Annotated in this window: 17 protein-coding genes; 13 read left to right on the forward strand and 4 right to left on the reverse strand. The window is 68.2% G+C overall.

The genetic code is table 11. The features are described from left to right. Positions 1–84: 84 nt before the first annotated feature. From FSV73_RS16895 to FSV73_RS16925, 7 genes are all read left to right on the forward strand, one after another. The gene (locus tag FSV73_RS16895; RefSeq protein WP_145008998.1) at positions 85–1,410 is read left to right on the forward strand and encodes a CmpA/NrtA family ABC transporter substrate-binding protein; all 1,326 of its coding nucleotides are present in this window, start codon (positions 85–87) and stop codon (positions 1,408–1,410) included. Positions 1,411–1,438: 28 nt separating this feature from the next. Then, positions 1,439–2,284 carry a nitrate ABC transporter permease gene (ntrB, locus tag FSV73_RS16900; protein ID WP_145008999.1) on the forward strand — a complete coding sequence of 282 codons (846 nt, stop codon included), beginning with the start codon at positions 1,439–1,441 and terminating at the stop codon, positions 2,282–2,284. 11 nt (positions 2,285–2,295) lie between these two features. Then, a complete protein-coding gene (locus FSV73_RS16905; RefSeq protein WP_145009000.1) occupies positions 2,296–3,096 on the forward strand; it encodes an ABC transporter ATP-binding protein in 801 nt (266 codons plus the stop codon). Positions 3,097–3,337: 241 nt separating this feature from the next. Beyond that, on the forward strand, positions 3,338–4,084 hold the full coding sequence (gene cobA, locus FSV73_RS16910) for a uroporphyrinogen-III C-methyltransferase (protein ID WP_145009001.1): 747 nt from the start codon (positions 3,338–3,340) through the stop codon (positions 4,082–4,084). A 61-nt stretch (positions 4,085–4,145) separates the two neighbouring features. Continuing rightward, positions 4,146–5,165, forward strand: a complete 1,020-nt coding sequence (locus FSV73_RS16915; protein ID WP_145009002.1) for a ligase-associated DNA damage response exonuclease — start codon at positions 4,146–4,148, stop codon at positions 5,163–5,165. Continuing rightward, positions 5,162–6,883, forward strand: coding sequence for an ATP-dependent DNA ligase (locus FSV73_RS16920; protein WP_145009003.1), 1,722 nt, complete (start codon positions 5,162–5,164; stop codon positions 6,881–6,883). The genes FSV73_RS16915 and FSV73_RS16920 overlap by 4 nt, the downstream gene beginning before the upstream one ends. A 3-nt stretch (positions 6,884–6,886) precedes the next feature. After that, complete coding sequence (locus FSV73_RS16925) at positions 6,887–7,990, forward strand: FUSC family protein (RefSeq protein ID WP_145009004.1); 1,104 nt, start codon at positions 6,887–6,889, stop codon at positions 7,988–7,990. On the opposite strand, the gene FSV73_RS16930 is transcribed toward FSV73_RS16925, so the two are convergent. Together FSV73_RS16930 and FSV73_RS16935 are read right to left on the reverse strand one after the other, a co-directional pair. After that, positions 7,930–8,427: a hypothetical protein gene (locus tag FSV73_RS16930; protein ID WP_145009005.1), complete on the reverse strand. Its 498-nt coding sequence runs from the start codon at positions 8,425–8,427 to the stop codon at positions 7,930–7,932. The two genes, FSV73_RS16925 and FSV73_RS16930, sit on opposite strands and share 61 nt — an antisense overlap. After that, positions 8,428–8,838 carry a GNAT family N-acetyltransferase gene (locus FSV73_RS16935; protein ID WP_186309261.1) on the reverse strand — a complete coding sequence of 137 codons (411 nt, stop codon included), beginning with the start codon at positions 8,836–8,838 and terminating at the stop codon, positions 8,428–8,430. Between the two features lie 380 nt (positions 8,839–9,218). On the opposite strand from FSV73_RS16935, the gene FSV73_RS16940 reads away from it, so the two are divergent. From FSV73_RS16940 to FSV73_RS16960, 5 genes are all read left to right on the forward strand, one after another. Further along, the gene (locus tag FSV73_RS16940) at positions 9,219–9,998 is read left to right on the forward strand and encodes a transporter substrate-binding domain-containing protein (protein WP_145009007.1); all 780 of its coding nucleotides are present in this window, start codon (positions 9,219–9,221) and stop codon (positions 9,996–9,998) included. A 102-nt stretch (positions 9,999–10,100) separates the two neighbouring features. Beyond that, positions 10,101–10,841, forward strand: coding sequence for an ABC transporter permease (locus FSV73_RS16945; RefSeq protein WP_145009008.1), 741 nt, complete (start codon positions 10,101–10,103; stop codon positions 10,839–10,841). Then, entirely contained in the window at positions 10,838–11,548 is a 711-nt protein-coding gene (locus FSV73_RS16950; RefSeq protein WP_145009009.1) for an ABC transporter permease, read from the forward strand. The genes FSV73_RS16945 and FSV73_RS16950 overlap by 4 nt, the downstream gene beginning before the upstream one ends. Before the next feature lie 37 nt (positions 11,549–11,585). Then, positions 11,586–12,698 carry a succinylglutamate desuccinylase/aspartoacylase family protein gene (locus tag FSV73_RS16955; protein ID WP_145009010.1) on the forward strand — a complete coding sequence of 371 codons (1,113 nt, stop codon included), beginning with the start codon at positions 11,586–11,588 and terminating at the stop codon, positions 12,696–12,698. Positions 12,699–12,732: 34 nt separating this feature from the next. Continuing rightward, positions 12,733–13,497, forward strand: a complete 765-nt coding sequence (locus FSV73_RS16960) for an ABC transporter ATP-binding protein (RefSeq protein ID WP_145009011.1) — start codon at positions 12,733–12,735, stop codon at positions 13,495–13,497. Between the two features lie 80 nt (positions 13,498–13,577). Here FSV73_RS16960 and FSV73_RS25810 read toward each other — a convergent pair whose 3' ends face one another. Continuing rightward, positions 13,578–13,709: a hypothetical protein gene (locus tag FSV73_RS25810; RefSeq protein WP_260856101.1), complete on the reverse strand. Its 132-nt coding sequence runs from the start codon at positions 13,707–13,709 to the stop codon at positions 13,578–13,580. Between the two features lie 469 nt (positions 13,710–14,178). Here FSV73_RS25810 and FSV73_RS16965 point away from each other — a divergent pair, with 469 nt between their 5' ends. Next, complete coding sequence (locus FSV73_RS16965) at positions 14,179–14,904, forward strand: TorF family putative porin (RefSeq protein ID WP_145009012.1); 726 nt, start codon at positions 14,179–14,181, stop codon at positions 14,902–14,904. Between the two features lie 4 nt (positions 14,905–14,908). Here the strand turns inward: FSV73_RS16965 and FSV73_RS16970 are convergent, their stop codons facing one another. After that, positions 14,909–19,255: a DEAD/DEAH box helicase gene (locus FSV73_RS16970; RefSeq protein WP_145009013.1), complete on the reverse strand. Its 4,347-nt coding sequence runs from the start codon at positions 19,253–19,255 to the stop codon at positions 14,909–14,911. Positions 19,256–19,296 lie beyond the last annotated feature (41 nt).

Consider the following 19,296-nt stretch of genomic DNA (forward strand, 5'->3'; position numbering starts at 1 on the left):
CCCCGGACGACGGCGTCCACCCTCGCAGCTACGGCTGCCGAGTGTGGTCGCCGTTTTTTTGTGCCCGAGAAAAAGGATAGGATGATGGACGACAGCTCCCGTAACGATGACCAGGCCGGTCGCGGACTTCCCCGCCGCAGCTTTATCAAGCAGTCGCTCGGCGTACTCGGTGCCGGTGCCGCCCTGGGTCTGCTGCCGCCCGGCCTGAGGTCCGCCGCCTGGGCGGCCGGCAGCGACGCCGTCGAGACCACCAAGGCCAAGCTCGGCTTCATCGCCCTCACCGATGCCGCCCCGCTGTTCGTCGCCGACGAACTGGGGCTGTTCGCCAAGCACGGCATGACCGAGGTGGAGGTGCTCAAGCAGTCCTCCTGGGGGACCACCCGCGACAACCTGGTGCTGGGCTCGGCGGCCAACGGCATCGACGGGGCGCACATCCTCACCCCCATGGTCTATCACCTGGCCACCGGCAAGATCACGCCCAACAACCAGCCCCTGCCCATGGCGCTGCTGGCGCGGCTGAACCTCGACGGCCAGGGCATCTCCCTGTCCAACGACTACCTGGAGCAGAAGGTCGGCCTCGACGCCAGCGGCTTCAAGGCCGCCCTCGCCAGTCGCCAGGCGAGCGGCAAGAAGACCTCCGCCGCGGTGACCTTTCCCGGCGGCACGCACGACCTCTGGATGAGGTACTGGCTGGCCGCCAACGGCATCGATCCGAACAAGGACATCGCCACGCTGGTGGTTCCGCCACCGCAGATGGTCGCAAACATGAAGGTCGGCAACATGGACACCTTCTGCGTCGGCGAGCCCTGGCACGCCCAGCTGATCGCCCAGAAGATCGGCTACAGCGCCCTGACGACGGGCGAGCTCTGGAACAACCATCCGGAAAAAGCCCTGGCCCTGCGCGCGGACTACGTCCAGGCCAACCCCAAGGCCACCCTGGCGCTGCTCAAGGCGGTGCTGGAAGCCCAGCAGTTCTGCGAAGCGGCGGCCAACAAGGCCAAGGTCGCCGAGATCTGCGCCAAGCGCCGCTGGATCGGGGCGTCGGCCGAGGATGTGGTCGGCCGCCTGCAGGGCACCTTCGACTATGGCAATGGCCGGGTGGTGCAGAACAGCCCGCACCTGATGAAGTTCTGGAGCGAACACGCCTCCTACCCCTACCAGAGCCACGACCTCTGGTTCCTCACCGAGAACCAGCGCTGGGGCTACCTGCCCGGCGACCTGGATGCCCAGGGGCTGATCGCCCAGGTGAACCGGTCCGACCTCTGGCGCGAAGCCGCGGCCGCCATCGGCGTGCCGGCCGCCGACATCCCCACCGGCAACTCGCGTGGCCAGGAAACCTTCTTCGACGGCAAGGTGTTCGATCCCGCCGAGCCCAAGGCCTACCTCGCCAGCCTGACCCTCAAGGCCTGACGCCCCCATCCCGACAGGAGTGCCGCCCATGAACGCCCACACCCAGCCGCCCAAGGCCCTCGCGACCTTCCGCCCGCAAACCCGCCTGCGCCGTCTTGCCCGGCAGGTGCTGCGCAACGGCCTGCCCCCGCTGGTGGTGGGCGCCCTCCTGCTGCTCGTCTGGCAGCTGCTGTGCAGTCGCCCCGGCGCGGCGCTGCCGCCGCCGAGCCAGGTGGTCAACGACACCTGGGAATTGATCACCCAGCCCTTCTACGACAATGGCGGCAACGACGTGGGCCTCGCCTGGCAACTGCTGGCCAGTCTCGAGCGCGTCGCCTATGGCTACCTGATGGCCGCCGTGGTGGGCATCGCCCTGGGGGTGCTGGTGGGCCAGTCGGCCTGGGCCATGCGCGGTCTCGATCCGCTGTTCCAGATCCTGCGCACCGTGCCGCCGCTGGCCTGGCTGCCGCTATCGCTGGCTGGCTTCAAGGACAGCCATCCCTCGGCGCTGTTCGTCATCTTCATCACCGCCATCTGGCCGATCATCATCAATACCTCGGTGGGCATCCGCAACATCCCCGAGGACTACCGCAACGTGGCGCGGGTGCTGCGCCTGAACGGCTGGGAATACTTCCAGAAGATCATGCTGCCGGCGGCGGCGCCGTACATCTTCTCCGGTCTGCGCATCGGCGTCGGCCTTTCCTGGCTGGCCATCATCGCCGCCGAGATGCTGATCGGTGGCGTCGGCATCGGCTTCTTCATCTGGGATGCCTGGAACGCCTCGCGCATCAGCGACATCATCCTGGCGCTGGTCTACGTCGGCGTCATCGGCTTCCTGCTCGACCGGCTGGTGGCCTTCATCGGCCGGCTGGTCACCCGCGGCACCGCGAACTAGAGGATCACCCCATGGCCAAGCCCTACCTGAGCATCGAGCACGTCGACAAGAGCTTCACCCGCAACGGCCTCACCTCCACGGTGCTGCGCGACGTGAACCTCAAGATCGAACGTGGCGAATACCTCTCCATCATCGGCCACTCCGGCTGCGGCAAGTCGACGGTACTCAATATCGTCGCCGGCCTGATCGAGCCCACCTCCGGCTCGATCCTGCTGGAGAACCGCGAGGTCCGCGGTCCCGGACCGGAGCGCAGCCTGGTGTTCCAGAACCATTCGCTGCTGCCCTGGCTGACCGTCTACGAGAACGTCGCCCTGGCGGTGGACAAGGTCTTCAAGCATACCAAGAATAAGGCCGAGCGGCGCGCCTGGACGCTGCACAACCTGGCGATGGTCAACATGAGCCATGCCCTGCACAAGCGGCCCAGCGAGATCTCCGGCGGCATGAAGCAGCGCGTCGGCATCGCCCGCGCCCTGGCCATGGAACCCAAGGTGCTGCTGCTGGACGAGCCCTTCGGCGCCCTGGACGCCCTCACCCGGGCGCACCTGCAGGACGAGGTGATGCGCATCCAGAGCGAACTGCGCAACACGGTGCTGATGATCACCCACGACGTGGACGAGGCGGTGCTGCTCTCGGACCGCATCGTCATGATGACCAACGGCCCGGCCGCCACCATCGGCGAGATCCTCACCATCGACCTGCCGCGCCCCCGCGATCGCATCACCCTGGTCGACGATCCCCGCTACAACGGCTATCGCCATGCGGTGCTGAGCTTCCTCTACGAGAAGCACAGTCATCCCGGCGCCGTGGCCTGAACGGCCGCCCTGTTTTGAGGCGCCTCGCCTTGAAAGAGGGCAAGGTTTCAGTGGTATCGATCAGGAGATCCCCGGAAACAGGGTCTCCGACACCTGGCATGAAGACTGCAAATCCCCAGGCAACATAGGTCTTTCTTCAACGGCGAGGAAAGACGTTCCAGGACAAAGGCGTCCCAGCTGCATGCAGCGGGACGCCTTTTTTTTTGCGTTGCGGTTTCTTTGAAGACGAGAGGTAGCTCGGATGAGCGGAAAAGTCTGGTTGATCGGTGCCGGCCCTGGCGATCCCGAGCTGCTCACCCTCAAGGCGGTGCGCGCCCTGGGCGAGGCCGAGGTGGTGATGATCGATGACCTGGTCAATCCGGCGGTGCTCGACCATTGCCCGGGCGCCCGGGTGATCCGCGTCGGCAAGCGCGGCGGCTGCCGTTCCACGCCCCAGGCCTTCATCCATCGGCTGATGCTGCGCTACGCCCGGCAGGGCCGCTGCGTGGCCCGGCTCAAGGGCGGCGACCCCTGCATCTTCGGTCGCGCCGGCGAGGAAGCCGAATGGCTGGCCGCCCGAGGCGTGCAGAGCGAGATCGTCAACGGCATCACCGCCGGCCTGGCCGGGGCCACCGCCTGCGGCATCTCCCTCACCCTGAGAGGCGTCGCCCGCGGCGTGACCCTGGTCACCGCCCACACCCAGGACGACAGCACGCCCAACTGGGCGGCCCTGGCCGCCACCGGCACCACCCTGGTGGTCTACATGGGCGTGGCGCGCCTGGTGGAGATCCAGCAGGGCCTGCTGGACGGCGGCCTGCCGCTGACGACGCCGGTGGCCATGATCGAGAACGCCTCCCTGGCCGGCCAGCGCGAATGCCGCTCGACGCTGCAGGACCTGCCGGTAGACGCCGCCTTCTTCCAGCTCAAGAGCCCGGCGATCCTGGTGATCGGCGAGGTGGTAGGCCAGGCGGCCCTGCAGCAGGCCTTGAGTTTCGCCGCCCAGGCCTGAGCGGCGAACTCCGATGCCCAGCCGCCGTTCCTATGGGTAATCTCCCAGCAGAGCGGCGCCCATGGACCTCGTCATCGCCCGCCCGGACGGTCTCTATTGCCCGCCCGGCGATTTCTACATCGATCCCTGGCACCCGGTGGAGCGCTCGGTCATCACCCATGGCCATGGCGATCATGCCCGGGTGGGCAACGGTCACTACCTGGCGACCGCGGCCAGTGCCGGCATCCTGCGTACCCGGCTCGGTGCCGACATCAAGCTGCAGACGCTGGAATACGGCGAGGTCATCGACCATCACGGCGTGAAGCTGAGTTTCCATCCGGCCGGCCACGTGCTGGGCTCGGCCCAGGTACGCCTGGAATACCGCGGCGAGGTCTGGGTGGCCTCCGGCGACTACAAGGTCGAGCCCGACGGCACCTGTACCCCCTTCGAGCCGGTGCGCTGCCATACCTTCATCACCGAATCCACCTTCGGCCTGCCGATCTATCGCTGGCGGCCGCAAAGCGAGATCTTCGCCGAGGTCAACGCCTGGTGGCGGGCGAACCAGGCCCAGGGCCTGGCCAGCGTTCTTTACAGCTATGCCTTCGGCAAGGCGCAGCGCCTGCTGCACGGCCTCGATCCGGAGCTAGGCCCGATTCTCGCCCATGGCGCGGTGGAGCCGCTCAACCGGGTCTATCGCGAGGCCGGCATCCGCATACCCGAGACCCACTACGCCGGCGATTTCAAGAAAAGCGATCCGCTCCTGCGCCAGGCGTTGATCATCGCCCCGCCCTCGGCCGGGGGCAGCACCTGGATCCGCCGCTTCGGCGACCACAGCGACGCCTTCGCCAGCGGCTGGATGATGCTGCGGGGGACCCGCCGTCGGCGCGGCGTGGATCGCGGCTTCGTGCTGTCCGATCATGCCGACTGGCCGGGCCTGTTGTGGGCCATCGAGCAGACCGGGGCCGAACGGGTGATGGTCACCCACGGTTCGGTCGCCACCCTGGTGCGCTACCTGCGCGACCAAGGCCTGGATGCCCAGGGCTTCACCACCGAATACGGTGAGGAAGACGACACCCCGGTCGCTACGGAGGCCCAGGCATGAAGGCCTTCGCCGAACTCTACGGCCGGCTCGACGCCACCACCTCCAGCAATGCCAAGCTGGCCGCGCTGGTGGACTACTTCGGCAGCGCACCCGCGGCGGACGCCGCCTGGGCGGTGTACTTCCTCGCCGGCGGCCGGCCGCGGCGCCTGGTGCCGACGCGCCAGCTGCGCGAATTGACCATGGCCCTCTCCGGCCTGCCCGAGTGGTTGTTCGAGGAAAGCTACCAGGCGGTGGGCGACCTGGCGGAGACCATGGCGCTGCTGATTCCTACCGCCGATACCGCCAATGCGGAAGGCCTGGCCTTCTGGCTCGAAGAATACCTGCTGCCGCTACGCGGCCTGCCGCCGGAAGAACTGGCCGAACGCCTGCCGCCACTCTGGGGCCAGCTGGATCGCCAGAGCCTGATGGTCTGCATCAAGCTGATCACCGGCGAGTTCCGCGTCGGTGTCTCCAAGCTGCTGGTGACCCGCGCCCTGGCCACCCTGGCGGACCTCGACCCCAAGCGGGTCGCCCAGCGCCTGGTGGGCTATACCGATCTCTCCCACCGACCCACCGCCGAAGGCTACGCACGCCTGGTCGCTCCGGAAAGTCCGGACGAACATGCCCAGCGCGGTGGCCAGCCCTACCCCTTCTTTCTCGCCCATGCCCTGCAGCTGCCGGTGGAGCAGTTCGAGGCACAACTGGGCCCGGCGGAGGACTGGCAGGTGGAGTGGAAGTGGGACGGCATCCGCGCCCAGCTGGTCAAGCGCGACGGCCGCCTGTGGATCTGGTCACGGGGCGAGGACCTGGTCACCGATCGCTTTCCCGAACTGCATCCCCTGGCGGCGCTGCTGCCCGATGGCACCGTGATCGACGGCGAGATCGTGGTCTGGAAGGAAGACGCCGCGCCCGACACCCTGCTCAGCAGCGAGGAGGTGACCGAGCAGCAGGACGGCCGCGATCCGGCCGCGCCCATGCCCTTCGGCGTGCAGCCCTTCGCCCTGCTGCAGCAACGCATCGGCCGCAAGACCCTGGGCAAGAAGATCCTGGAAGACGTCCCGGTGATCCTGCTCGCCTACGACCTGCTGGAATGGCAGGGCCATGACCTGCGCAGCCAGCCGCAACGGCAGCGCCGCGCCGAACTGGAGCGGGTGGTGGCGCGCTGCGCCAGCCCGCTGTTGCGACCCTCGCCGCTGCTGCACGGGCGCGACTGGCAGGACCTCGCCCGCCAGCGCGAAGCCTCCCGCACCCTGGGGGTGGAAGGCATGATGCTCAAGGCGCGCGACTCCCTCTATGGTGTCGGCCGCACCAAGGACATGGGCACCTGGTGGAAGTGGAAGGTCGATCCCTTCTCGGTGGATGCGGTGCTCATCTACGCCCAGCGCGGCCACGGGCGGCGCGCCAGTCTCTATTCCGACTACACCTTCGCCGTCTGGGACGGTCCGCCGGACAGTAGCGAACGGACCCTGGTGCCCTTCGCCAAGGCCTACTCCGGGCTCACCGACGAGGAGATGCGCAAGGTCGACGCCATCGTCCGGCGCACCACGGTGGAGAAATTCGGTCCGGTGCGCAGTGTCGAGCCGACCCTAGTGTTCGAGCTGGGCTTCGAGGGCATCGCCCTGTCCAAGCGCCACAAGAGCGGTGTGGCCGTGCGCTTTCCGCGGATGCTGCGCTGGCGCCACGACAAGCCGGTGGCCGAGGCCGACACCCTCGACATCCTGCAGAACCTGCTGGCCTAGCCAATGGCTGGCAGCCCCTCGCCGTCGGTGACCGATGGCGCCATCGGCGCGCCCCGGGAGCCCCGCTGGGCCCTGGCGCTGGCCTGTCTCCCGGCGCTGGCGACGATCCTCCTCGGCGCGCTGCTGACGGGGGCCTGGTTGCCCGCCGTGGTCGCCCTGGGCGGCGCCTTCACCGTTGGCTTCGGTGCCTACAAGAGCTTCGCCGCCGAACCCCTGGCGCCCATGCTGGTGGCCGCGCTCGGCATGGCCGGCTCCGCCGTGGTCGGCTCCCTGCTCGGTCACCAGCTGCCCGCGCTGGTCCTGGCCGGCGCGCTCTGGGCCGCCTGCTGCGCCTGGCTGTTCGCCGTCGGCAACGGCCCCTGGTGGATTACCCAGCAATGGACGGTCGCGCTGCTGGTCGCGGGCGGCTTTCCCGGCGACCTGCACCAGGCGCTGGCCCGCGGCGGCCTGGTGCTCGCCGGCGGCCTGCTGCAGCTGCTGCTCTTCGCCCTCCTGCAAAAGGCGCTCTATCGCTCCCAATGGCAGCTGCGCAGCGGCTCGCTCCGTGCCCATCTGCGCGAGGTGGTGACCCTGTTCGAAGACCGCTTTCGCCTCGGTCGCTACGGCTTCTACGCCGCCGCCGTGGTCGCCCTCTGCCAGACGCTGACCGGTCTGCTCGACTACGGCCACGGCTACTGGGCGCCGATGACCGCCCTGCTGGTACTCAAGCCGCGGCTGGGCGACACCTGGCGCCGCGGCCTGGGTCGACTGGGCGGTACCCTGGCCGGCTGCCTGCTGGCCAGCGCGGTGGTCTGGGTCGACGACACACCCGCCGTCCTGGCGGGTGCCTGCCTGCTGTGCGCGGCTGGCGCCTACCTACTGCAGGATGGCCGCTATTCGCTGCAGACGCTGTTCATCACCGGCACCACGGTGTTGATGGTCGCCCTGGCCGGGGCACCGGAACGGGCGATCGCCCTCGAACGGCTCGGCAGTACGCTGCTTGGCGGCGGCGTCGCCCTGCTGTTCCTCGCCCTGGAAGCCGCCCTGGAGAGACGGCTCGCACCTGTTCAGCGCTGGCGACGGCGGCGCCAGGCGAAGGCCGCCAGTCCCACCAGGGCGCCGAGATAGCTGCCGTCGTGCATCCAGGCCGCCAGCAGGAAACCGCGGACGTCCTGCACGCAAACGGGCACCCGCGGCAGGCGGCCCAGTTCCAGCGCCAGCCAGCCCACGCCCAGCCCCAGCAGGGCGAAGCCCGTCGCGCCCAGCAGCACCGCCAGGGCGCCGTGCCACAGTACGCGGGCCTGGCACTCTCGGCGCGCCAGCCAGAGCAGAACCAGGCCAAGCGGTACGCCTGCCGTCCCACCGGCGAGCAGACCGACCTGGGCCGCCCGCCAACGGGGTGCCAGGTGCTCGTCGAGCAGACCGAATTGCGGGAATTTCAGGCAGGTGAAGTATTCCGGTCCCAGGCCATAGCTCAGTTGGTCGTGCAGCGCGCCATAGAGGGCGGCCAAGGCGACCAGCGCCGTCAACCCTGCCAGGGAGCGGAGCCGGCCTGGCAGGGCCATTTATTGCAGCTCCTTGTAGAAGCTGTGCAGACCGGTCCCCAGGGGTCGCGGCAGATAGCCGCAGTGGCGGTAGCCACAGCGCTCATAGAAGGCCGCGGCCTGGGCGGTACGCAGATAGGCGACCTGGGCACCCCGGCCGCGCGCCTCGTCCTCCGCCTGGCGCAGCAACCGTCGGCCCAGCCCGGTACCCCGATGGGCCTCGGCCACCCACAGCACCTCGATCTCCAGGCCCTGCCAGAACAGCCGGCCCAGCACGCCGGCAATGACGACACCGCCGTCAGAGATGACCCACTGCAGGGGGATGTCCGCCGATTCGTCAGCCAATTGCGGTTGCTGGGCACTGACGAAGGCCTGGAATCCCTGGGCTACCGCGGCGGCCTGGGCAGCGGTAGCCAGCTGAATCTCGGACAAGGACCCTGTTCTTGCGCACTTGCTCATCTCGGCATCGCTCCCGTTTCCTTTGCACCCAGGCCCGACCGATCCTGCTACCTCGGACGTCCAGACTCCCTCGCCGGGCGGGCGTGGCTGCTACCTTTCTGCCCACCTTTGGCGCAGTCGGCGCTTTTTCGACCCAAAGCGGTGCGCTCGTCCGCACCATGCAGGAAAGCCGCGCCGTTCCGGTGCATAATGCGCGCCGCTCGACGAGGCGCGCTGCTACAGGATGTAACCAACGCGGCAACCGCGTACAGATTTGGGACGATCTTCGCCGACTGGTAAGCTTATTGCTCCCGCGAGGGCACGGGCGTCGTAATGGCCCCATGATTTCATCCACATTCGTACTAGGATCCGACATGAAAAAAAGCTGGCTGACTCTCTCTGCGCTCGCCCTCTGTCTGGCCGCCGGTTCGGCGATGGCCAAGGAATGGAAAGAGATCCGCTTCGGTGTGGATACCACCTACCCGCCTTTCGAATCCCAGGCCGCCGACGGCAGCTTCACCGGGTTCGACATCGAGCTGGGCGAGGCCATCTGCCAGAAGCTGGACGTGAAGTGCAAGTGGGTGGTGAGTGACTTCGACGGCCTGATCCCCGGTCTGCGCGCGCGCAAGTTCGACGGCATCCTGTCCTCGCTGACCAAGACTCCGGCGCGTGCCGAGCAGATCGACTTCTCCGACCTGCTGTGGTCGGGCCCCTCCTCCATGGTCACCAAGGAAGGCGCCAACCTGCAGGCCACCCCGGAAAGCCTGAAGGGCAAGACCGTGGGCGTCCAGCAGGGCACCATCCAGGAGACCTTCGCCAAGCAGAAGCTGGCGCCGGCTGGCGTGAACGTCCAGAGCTACCAGAACCAGGACCAGGTCTACGCCGACCTGGTGTCGGGCCGGATCGACGTCGCCATGCAGGACATGCTGCAGGCCGAAGGCGGCTTCATGAAGTCGCCCCAGGGCAAGGGCTACGTCAACACCGCCATCCACGACGAGCTGCTGCCGGCCGATACCGCCATCGGTATCCGCAAGGGCAACGACGAGTTCAAGACCTTCGTCAACAAGGGCATCGCGGCCATTCACGCCGACGGTACCTACGACAAGATCCAGAAGAAGTACTTCGGCGACCTGAACCTCTACGATCCCAAGTAAGGTTCGCTCGGCAGACGCCCCCGGTGCCGCCGGGGGCGTTTTACGTATGATCGCCGGCGCTCGCCGCGCCCGCGGTCTCACCAGGCGATTCCCCCAAGACGCATGCAGCAGAATTCCTTCGATACCTTCTTGCAGTCCATCGGACTGGGCACGCTCAGCCTGCACGGCTACGGCCCGCTGATCCTGGAAGGCACCCTGACGACCCTCAAGCTCGCCGGCTTCGCGCTGGTGGTGGCCGTCATCCTCGGCCTGCTCGGCGCCTCCGCCAAGCTGTCACGGCTCGCGCCGCTGCGCTTCATCGCGCAGAGCTACACCACCCTCATTCGCGGCGTACCCGACCTGGTGCTGATGCTGCTGATCTTCTACAGCCTGCAGAACTGGCTCGGCGCCCTCACCGACTACATGGGCTGGGACTACATCGACATCGATCCCATGGCCGCCGGTATCGCCACCCTGGGCTTCATCTATGGCGCCTACTTCACCGAGACCTTCCGTGGCGCCATCCTCGCCGTGCCGCGCGGCCAGGGTGAAGCGGCCATGGCCTACGGCCTGACCCGCTGGCAGACCTTCACCCTGATCACCTTTCCGCAGATGATGAGATTCGCCCTGCCCGGTATCGGCAACAACTGGCAGGTGCTGCTCAAGGCCACCGCCCTGGTCTCCATCATCGGCCTGGCCGACCTGGTGCGCGCCTCCCAGGAGGCCGGCAAGGGCACCTTCAAGCTGTTCTACTTCCTGATCGTCGCCGGCGTCATCTACCTGCTCATCACCGCCCTCACCAACGCCATCCTCGGCGCCCTGGAACGGCGTTATCACGTCGGCGTGCGGGAGGCCAAGCGATGATCGAACTCCTGCAGCAATACTGGAAACCCCTGCTGTGGACCGACGGCTACCACACCAGCGGCCTGGCCATGACGCTCTGGCTGCTGGTGGCCTCGGTGGTGATCGGCTTCATCGTCTCGGTACCGCTGTCGGTGGCGCGGGTCTCCGAGCGGCGCTGGCTGCGCTGGCCGATCGGTCTCTACACCTACGTCTTCCGCGGCACGCCGCTCTATCTGCAGCTGCTGATCTGCTACACCGGCATCTACAGCCTGGGCTTCGTCCGCGAACAGCCCATGCTCGGCAGCTTCTTCCGCGACGGCCTGAACTGCACCATCCTGGCCTTCGCCCTGAACACCTGCGCCTACACCACCGAGATCTTCGCCGGGGCCATCCGCAACACCCCCCACGGCGAGGTGGAGGCGGCCAAGGCCTACGGCCTGGACGGCTGGCGGCTTTACGTGCACGTGATCCTGCCGTCGGCGCTGCGTCGTTCGCTGCCCTTCTACAGCAACGAAGTCATCATGATGCTGCACTCCACCACTCTGGCCTTCACCGCCACGGTACCGGATCTGCTCAAGGTCGCCCGCGACGCCAACACCGCGACCTTCCTGACCTTCCAGGCCTTCGGCCTGGCCGCGTTGCTGTACCTGGCGGTGTCCTTCATCCTGATCGGCCTGTTCCGCCTGGCGGAACGCCGCTGGCTGGCCTTCCTCGGCCCGACCCACTGACACAAGCGGCCGCGCCCCGCGCGGCTCCGGAGTAGTCATGCGCCATCTCACCCATCCGCTGGTCGCCCCCGTCCCGGGCACCGAACGCTGCATCCACAGCTTCCACTTCGGCCCCGCCGACAGCGGCCGCAAGGTCTATATCCAGGCCTCGCTGCACGCCGACGAATTGCCCGGCATGCTCACCGCCTGGCACCTCAAGCAGCGCCTCAAGGCGCTGGAAAGCGCCGGCGAGCTGCTGGCGGAAGTGGTACTGGTGCCGGTAGCCAACCCCATCGGCCAGGACCAGCAGGTCGCCGATGTCCACCTCGGTCGCTACGAGCTGGAGACCGGGCAGAATTTCAACCGGCGTTTCCGCGACATGACCACCCAGGTGGAAGCCGCCATCGCCGAGCGCCTCGGCGACGACCCGGCCGCCAACCAGGCGCTGGTGCGGGAAGCCTTCCGTACCGCCCTGGCGGCGGAAACCGCCAGCGGCCAGCTCGACAGTCAGCGGCTGACCCTGCAACGCCTGGCCTGCGATGCCGAGGTGGTGCTCGACCTGCACTGCGATTTCGACGCCGTCGCCCACCTCTACACCACGCCGGAGGCCTGGCCGCAGGTGGAGCCCCTGGCGCGCTATTTCGGTTCGGAGGCCAGCCTGCTCGCCACCGATTCGGGCGGCCAGTCCTTCGACGAGTGCTTCACCCTGCTCTGGTGGAACCTGAACCAGCGCTTCGGCGAGCGCCTGCCGATGGGCAGCCTGTCGGTCACCCTCGAATTGCGTGGCCAGCTGGACGTGCGCGACGAACTCGCCGGTCCGGATGCGGATGCCATCATCCATTACCTGCGTCATCAGGGCTTCCTGAGCGGCACCGCCGCGCCCCTGCCGCCGCTGCGGCAACCGGCGACACCGCTGGCCGCGGTGGAGCCCGTGGCCACCCGCCAGGGTGGCGTGCTGGTGCTCAAGGCCCAGGTGGGCGAGCGCATCGAGGTCGGCCAGGTGCTGGCCCTGGTCATAGATCCCATCAGTGACCAGGTGGAAGAGGTCCGCAGCGCGGTCGCCGGTATCCTCTATGCCCGCTCCAATCGCCGCATGGCCACGGCCGGCATGGTGGTCGCCCATGTGGCGGGCACCGAGGCCTATCGCAGCGGCTACCTGCTCTCGCCGTGATCCCTACCCCTTTTCAGCTGTGGAATCCCTATCCATGTACAAACTGACCGTCGAAGGCCTGCACAAGCGTTACGGCGACCATGAGGTGCTCAAGGGCGTGTCGCTCAAGGCCAAGACCGGCGACGTGGTCAGCCTGATCGGTGCCAGTGGCTCGGGCAAGAGTACCTTCCTGCGCTGCATCAACTTCCTCGAGCAACCCAACGCCGTGACCATGACCCTGGATGGCGAGACCATCCGCATGACGGAAGACCGCGGTGCGGTGCGGGTGGCCGATGCTGCCCAGCTGCAGAATCTGCGCACCCGCCTGGCCATGGTCTTCCAGCACTTCAACCTCTGGAGCCACCTGAGCGTGCTGGACAACATCACCCTGGCGCCCCGCAAGGCGCTGGGCATCGGCAAGGCGGAGGCCGAGGAACGCGCGCGCAAATACCTGGAAAAGGTGGGCCTGGCGGCACGGGTCGCCGATCAGTACCCGGCGTTCCTGTCCGGCGGTCAGCAGCAACGGGTGGCCATCGCCCGTGCCCTGGCGATGGAGCCGGAAATCATGCTGTTCGACGAGCCGACCTCGGCGCTCGATCCGGAACTGGTCGGCGAAGTGCTCAAGGTGATCCGCGCGCTGGCGGAAGAGGGTCGCACCATGTTCATGGTGACGCACGAAATGGCCTTCGCCCGTGAGGTGTCCTCCCAGGTGCTGTTCCTCCATCAGGGAGTGGTGGAGGAAGAAGGTCCGCCGAGCGAGGTACTGGCCAATCCGCGCAGTGACCGCCTGCGGCAGTTCCTCAGCGGTAATCTCAAGTAAGGGCATGCCCCACCCGGGGCATCCCCGGCGCACCTGGGGGTGCAAGGCCGCTCAGGGGCGCCTGCCGTACCACCGGACGATCAGCGACGCTGTTGTTCGCGGCGGCGCTGGGCCGCCAGCGCTTCGCGCTCGCGGCTGGGAATCGGGATCGCCTTCACCACACCGAGTCGCGCGAGCAGGTCCAGCACCAGAGCTTGTATACGGTCGTTCATGGAAACTCCTCGAGCCAGCGCTCAATCGGGGACAGCCACTGCGGGGCAGCGCCTGCTGCCCTCCCACACAATATTGAGTCTTGCGCAGCCGATTCAATCCATAGGGCTGCGGTTGTTCGTCGCAAGCGCCCCACCCTTTGTCAAAAAATATGTCGCCGGACCCCGCAGCCGCACGGCCACGCCGCCGGCGCGCCCCAGGGGTTTCCCGCAGATTGTTATGGGAACCCATATCAAATATGCCGGTCTGGTCTTTTCTGGGGAGTTCAACCCGCGGACGGCGAACTGACGAATGGTGAAAAAAGCCGGCCTTCGTTGGTTATTATCCAGGGAAGATAACGGGTCAGCCGCGATTTCCCCCCTCCAATAACAACGATGTCATCAGGGTGCTCGCACTCGGATGTTTCCCTGCTTGTTGTTATCCCCATCACATTTCTTTCAGTTGCGTGACCGGCACGGCGGGAGTGCTCCCATGACCAGATCCTTACCTCTACTCCTCATCCTGGGCGTGCTCGGCAGCCCGGCGATGGCGGCCAACTGGGGCATGCAGCGTGAGGTCGGGGATTTCGATCTGAAGATGGGCACCGCGCCCTCCCGCAGCATGGCGCAAGGCCTGGTCGCCCCTACCTCGGCGGGCATGGGCGGTGGCTTCGATCTGACCCATGACAGCGGTCTCTACTTCGGCCAGTGGACGACCAACAATGCCTCGTCCGCCGACGCGGCGCTGCTGGAAATGGATACCTACGCCGGCTACAAGCACAGGTTCGCCCCGGGCTACGGCTACGAACTGGGCGTGATCAACTACAGCAACCTGATCCAGAACGTCGAACCCAGCCGCGAGCTCTATTCCGGGATGACGGTGTTCGGCAAGCGCCTGGGCGCCGCCTTCGCCAATGACCCGGGCCGGCACAACGCTTCGCTCTACGCCGACCTGGGCACCTTGCCGCTGGTGAAGACGGGCGTCTCGCTCAAATACACCAACTATGTGCTCGATACGCCGTCGACGCTGGATGGCGGCGGCATGGTGCGCAGCTTCAACGACTGGTCGGTGAATCTCAGTCGCAAGTGGGTGAATACCCTGTTCAACCTCACCTACAGCGGCACCAGCCTGAGAGGCGCCGACTGCTCGGTGTATTCCGGGCACAACACCTATTGCGACAACGCCCTGATGCTCAAGGCGTCGCACCCCTTCTTCTAGTCCACTAGGGACGTAGCAGGCTACGCCCAAGCCCCACCTGCGGGCGCTCGCGCCCCAGTTGCTGCAAGGCCTGCCGCGCCCGGGCCTGATCGGCGCCCGACAATTCGACCAACCAGTTGACCTTGGCCCCGACCCGGGCGGCGATGGGTACGCCGTCGCGATAGAGCAGGCGGTTGCCGGCCACCGCGGGCACCTTGGCGCCGGGCAGCAGGGTGCCGACCAGATTGAGCGGATCCAGCGCCGAGACGCAGACCCAGAGGTCGTCCGCCGGACGCTGGCGCCATTCCCGCAGCGGCGCGATGGCCGCGGGATCGGCGAATTGCTCGCCGGATAGCCCGGCAATGAAACGGCCGCCGCGAATCTCGCCCCGGGCCTCCAGGCGGTGGCAGGCGCGCAGCAGATCGCGCCATGGCGGCAGCACCGCGCTTTCCCGTTGCAGTAACTGCCAGCACAGGACCCCGTAGCGGCGCAGCAGCACCCAGACCAGGCGCTCCAGCAGGGCATCCGGCAGGCGCTCGGCGGCCGGACTGTCAGCCGGACGCAAGGCAGCCCAGCGGCCCGCGTCGTCCATGCCGCCATAGAGCACCATCCGCCCGCGGCGCGCTCCGCTGCGGCTCCCGCGCTGGGCAGCCGGCATCAGCAGCGCGCGCAGGCCGGCGAAGCTGTCCGCATTCACCGCCCCGGCCCCCACCAGCTCGCCCAGCGCCGTCTCGAGCTCGCTGCGCAGCAGGCGCGCTTCCCCCAGCAGTTCATCGAAGAAGGACGCGCCACGCCGCGTCAGTACCTCCAGCACCCGCTGCGTCTTGGGCGAAAGGGATTCCGCCGGCGGTGGAACGGTGAGGCCGTTCCAGTCGGCCAGGTGCCGCCGGAGCAACAGCACGATCGGCGAGCTCTTGACCGGTCCGCCGCCGCTGCGGCCAGGGTGTGGCAAGCGCAGCCAGACCACGCGCCCCGCGCGACAGAGATCGTCGAGACCATTGAACAGGTAACCCGGCAGGCGACTGGGCAGGATCTCGCCCTCCCAGCCCGCTGCCGCTACCTCGAAGCCCTCCAGCAGCCCTATGACCTGCTCCAGGCCTTCCCCGCCTCGCGGGGTGGCCGCACCGGTCAGGTGGTGATGCTCCAGCAGGAACCTCAGGTAGTCGGCCAGCGCCACGGGTTCGATGGCCTTGCGCAGCCGGCCCAGGGTATAGCGGTGGATCCGTGCCAGCAGATGGCGCTCGCACCATTCGAGCGCCTGGTCCGCCGCGGTGAAGCGCCCCTGGAGCACATAGCCTTCGCCTTGCAGCACCTGCAGCGCCGCGGTCAGCTGCGCCGCCGGCAGGCCGAGGCTCGCCGCCACCTCGGTCTGGGCCACCGGCCCCAGGGCGGTGAGGCGCGCGCGCAACAACTCGACCAGGGCGGCCCCGGCATCCGCGGGCGCTGGAAAACCGGGCGGCGCGGTCAGTGCCGGCTCCGTGACGGCGTCGGGAAACAGCCGCTGGAACAGCGGCAGGCGCTCCGCGGCGAGCCACAGGGTCGCCTCGGGCAGCCGCAGGCGCCCCGCGCGCCCGCTCTTGGCCAGTTGCCGGGCCTGGGCCTGGTGGGCCACCAGTTCGGTATCGGTGAGAAAGCCGACGCCGAGCAGGGCTTCGTGCAGGTCATCGGCGGTCTCCAGCCGCGGCCAGGCTTCTTCCCGGACCAGGGCGATGGCGGCTGGATCCAGGGCGCCCAGTTCATCGGGATCGGCGCCACCGAAGCGCCGATTCTGCACCGCCAGGGTGCGCCGCTCCTCGACCGGAGCGTCGTCCAGGTAGGCATAGGGCTTGGCCGTGAGCACCTCGGCGGCCAGTGGCGACGGCCCCGGCAGGTCGCGGGTCAGCAGGGTCAGCCGCCCCTCGGTGATGCGCTCCAGCAGGGCCAGCCAGCCGCTGCTGTCGAGGGATTCGTGCAGGCAATCAGCGAGGGTCTGGCGCACCAGGGGATGCTCCGGTACCTGGCGCTCGCCGACGAGATTCTCCAGGCAGGCCACCTGGTCGGGAAAGACCGTGGCCAGCAGGTCTTCGCTGCGCATGCGCTGCACCTGGGTGGCCACCTTGCGCCCGCCGCTGAAGCGCGGCAGGGCCAGGGCCGTGGTGGCGTTCCAGCGCCAGCGCACGGCGAACAGCGGGGCATCGAGCAGGGCCTGGATGAGCACCTGCTCCGCGGTGGCCGGATGGAGGTAGCGCCAGACCTCGTCGAGGACGAAGCTGTGGCTGGTGGCCAGCGACAGGATCAGGGCATTCTCGGTCGCGGCCGCCTGCAGCTCGACATTGAAGTGGCGGCAGAATCTCTTGCGCAGGGCCAGGCCCCAGGCGCGGTTGATGCGGCTGCCGAAGGGCGCGTGGATGATCAGCTGCATGCCGCCGGCCTGGTCGAAGAAGCGCTCCATGACCAGCGTCCGCTGGGTCGGCAAGGCGCCCAGGGCCAGGCGGGCCCGCCCGAGGTAGTCCACCAGCTGGCGCGCGGCGCCCTCCTCCAGCTCATAGGCGGTGCCGACCCGGGCGATGGCCGCCTCGGGGGCTTCGTCGGCCGCGGGCAACAGCGGCTCCAGTTCGGCCCGCAGCCGCGCCAGACCCGCCGACAGCTCGTCGCTGCGCCCTGGCGCCTCCCCATGCCAGAAGGGAATGTTCGGCGGCTGCCCCTTGGCATCCTCGACCCGCACCTTGCTGCCTTCGATCTTGACGATGCGGTAGGCGGTATTGCCCAGCTGGAAGACATCGCCCACCAGGCTTTCGAAGGCGAAATCCTCGTTGACGCTGCCGACGGTGTGGCCCTGGGGTTCGAGCAGCACGCTGAAGTCGCCACTCTCCGGGATGGTCCCACCGCTCATCACGGCGGTGGCCTTGCCGCCGCGACGACCGCGCAACAGGCCATTGACCGCGTCGCGGTGCACATAGGCCGCCCGAGGGCCGCGGCGGTCGCTGTAGCCCTGGCTGAGCATCTCGACCACCGAGCGGTAGTCCGCCTCGCTCAGCTCGGCATAGGGCTCGGCCTGGCGTAGCACCGCCAGGAGCCCTGACTCCGACCACTCCTGGCAGGCCACCTCGGCCACCAGTTGCTGCGCCAGTACATCCAGCGGCGCCGGGGGAATGTGCAGGGTGTCCAGCTCGCCCCGCCGCACGCAGTCGAGCAGCGCCACGCACTCCACCAGGTCATCGCGTGAGGTGGGAAACAGGCGGCCCTTGGGCAGACCGCCGACCTGGTGATTGGCGCGCCCGACCCGTTGCAGGAAGGCGGCGATGGAGCCGGGCGAGCCGATCTGGCAGACCAGGTCGACGTCGCCGATATCGATGCCCAGCTCCAGGGAGGCGGTGGCCAGCAGCAGACGCAGCTCACCGCGCTTGAGCCGCTGTTCGGCGTCCAGGCGCTGTTCCTTGGCCAGGCTGCCGTGGTGGGCGGCGACCCGGTCGCTGCCGAGCCGATCCGAGAGCTGCCGCGCCAGGCGCTCGGCCAGGCGGCGGGTATTGACGAACACCAGGGTAGTGCGATGCGCCTCGGCCAGTTCGGCGAGGCGGTCGTGGACCAGCTCCCAGGCCTGGGTGGAAAGGATCGCCTCCAGCGGGATGGGCGGCACTTCCAGGGCCAGGTCGCGGGCGCGCTGGTGGCCGATGTCGACCACCGTACAGGGCCGCGGCCGCCCCTCGGCGTCGCGCCCGACCAGGAAGGCGGCGACCGCGGCCAGCGGTTTCTGGGTGGCAGACAGGCCGATGCGTTGCAGGGGTCGGCCGGTCAGGGCCTCCAGCCGCGCCAGGCTCAGGGTCAGGTGACTGCCGCGCTTGCCAGCGGCGATGGCGTGGATCTCGTCGACGATGACACCCCGCACCTCCGCCAGCATCCGCCTGCCCGAGTCCGAGCCGAGCAGCACATAGAGCGATTCGGGCGTGGTGACCAGCAGGTGCGGTGGCCGCCGGCGCATGGCCGCCCGCTCCTTCTGCGGCGTGTCGCCGGTGCGCACCGCCGTGCGCAGCTGCAACGGCGGCAGGCCACGGGCTGTCAGGGCGGCGGTGATACCGGCCAGCGGTTCTTCGAGGTTGAGGCGGATGTCGTTGGACAGGGCCTTGAGGGGCGACACATAGAGCCAGAGGCAGGCCTCGGGCAGTCCGTCGTCGCGCAGCGCCTCCTGCACCAGGCCATCGAGAACGGCGAAGAAGGCCGTCAGGGTCTTGCCCGACCCGGTAGGTGCTGCCACCAGCACCGACGCGCCGGCCCGAATGGCCGGCCAGGCCTGGCACTGCGCCGCCGTCGGCGCGGGAAAACGCCCCGAGAACCAGCTCCGGGGCGCGTCGTGAAAATCCGCCAGGACAGCGGCTGCAGGCGAGTTCGAGGTCATGCGGCCAATATGGGAGCGGACCGCAGCGGTCACAACCCAGG

Source organism: Pseudomonas oryzihabitans (assembly GCF_007665395.1).
Classification (GTDB): Bacteria; Pseudomonadota; Gammaproteobacteria; order Pseudomonadales; family Pseudomonadaceae; genus Chryseomonas; species Chryseomonas psychrotolerans_C.

Bases quoted from the DNA above. Each gene is read 5' to 3' on its own strand.
- FSV73_RS16920 (WP_145009003.1), top strand. From the start codon at position 5,162: ATGAAGGCCTTCGCCGAACTCTACGGCCGGCTCGACGCCACCACCTCC.
- FSV73_RS16945 (WP_145009008.1), top strand. From the start codon at position 10,101: ATGCAGCAGAATTCCTTCGATACCTTCTTGCAGTCCATCGGACTGGGC.
- FSV73_RS25810 (WP_260856101.1), bottom strand. From the start codon at position 13,709: ATGAACGACCGTATACAAGCTCTGGTGCTGGACCTGCTCGCGCGACTC.
- FSV73_RS16915 (WP_145009002.1), top strand. From the start codon at position 4,146: ATGGACCTCGTCATCGCCCGCCCGGACGGTCTCTATTGCCCGCCCGGC.
- FSV73_RS16965 (WP_145009012.1), top strand. From the start codon at position 14,179: ATGACCAGATCCTTACCTCTACTCCTCATCCTGGGCGTGCTCGGCAGC.
- FSV73_RS16925 (WP_145009004.1), top strand. From the start codon at position 6,887: ATGGCTGGCAGCCCCTCGCCGTCGGTGACCGATGGCGCCATCGGCGCG.
- FSV73_RS16970 (WP_145009013.1), bottom strand. From the start codon at position 19,255: ATGACCTCGAACTCGCCTGCAGCCGCTGTCCTGGCGGATTTTCACGAC.
- ntrB (WP_145008999.1), top strand. From the start codon at position 1,439: ATGAACGCCCACACCCAGCCGCCCAAGGCCCTCGCGACCTTCCGCCCG.
- FSV73_RS16930 (WP_145009005.1), bottom strand. From the start codon at position 8,427: ATGGCCCTGCCAGGCCGGCTCCGCTCCCTGGCAGGGTTGACGGCGCTG.
- FSV73_RS16895 (WP_145008998.1), top strand. From the start codon at position 85: ATGGACGACAGCTCCCGTAACGATGACCAGGCCGGTCGCGGACTTCCC.
- cobA (WP_145009001.1), top strand. From the start codon at position 3,338: ATGAGCGGAAAAGTCTGGTTGATCGGTGCCGGCCCTGGCGATCCCGAG.
- FSV73_RS16960 (WP_145009011.1), top strand. From the start codon at position 12,733: ATGTACAAACTGACCGTCGAAGGCCTGCACAAGCGTTACGGCGACCAT.
- FSV73_RS16905 (WP_145009000.1), top strand. From the start codon at position 2,296: ATGGCCAAGCCCTACCTGAGCATCGAGCACGTCGACAAGAGCTTCACC.
- FSV73_RS16950 (WP_145009009.1), top strand. From the start codon at position 10,838: ATGATCGAACTCCTGCAGCAATACTGGAAACCCCTGCTGTGGACCGAC.
- FSV73_RS16955 (WP_145009010.1), top strand. From the start codon at position 11,586: ATGCGCCATCTCACCCATCCGCTGGTCGCCCCCGTCCCGGGCACCGAA.
- FSV73_RS16940 (WP_145009007.1), top strand. From the start codon at position 9,219: ATGAAAAAAAGCTGGCTGACTCTCTCTGCGCTCGCCCTCTGTCTGGCC.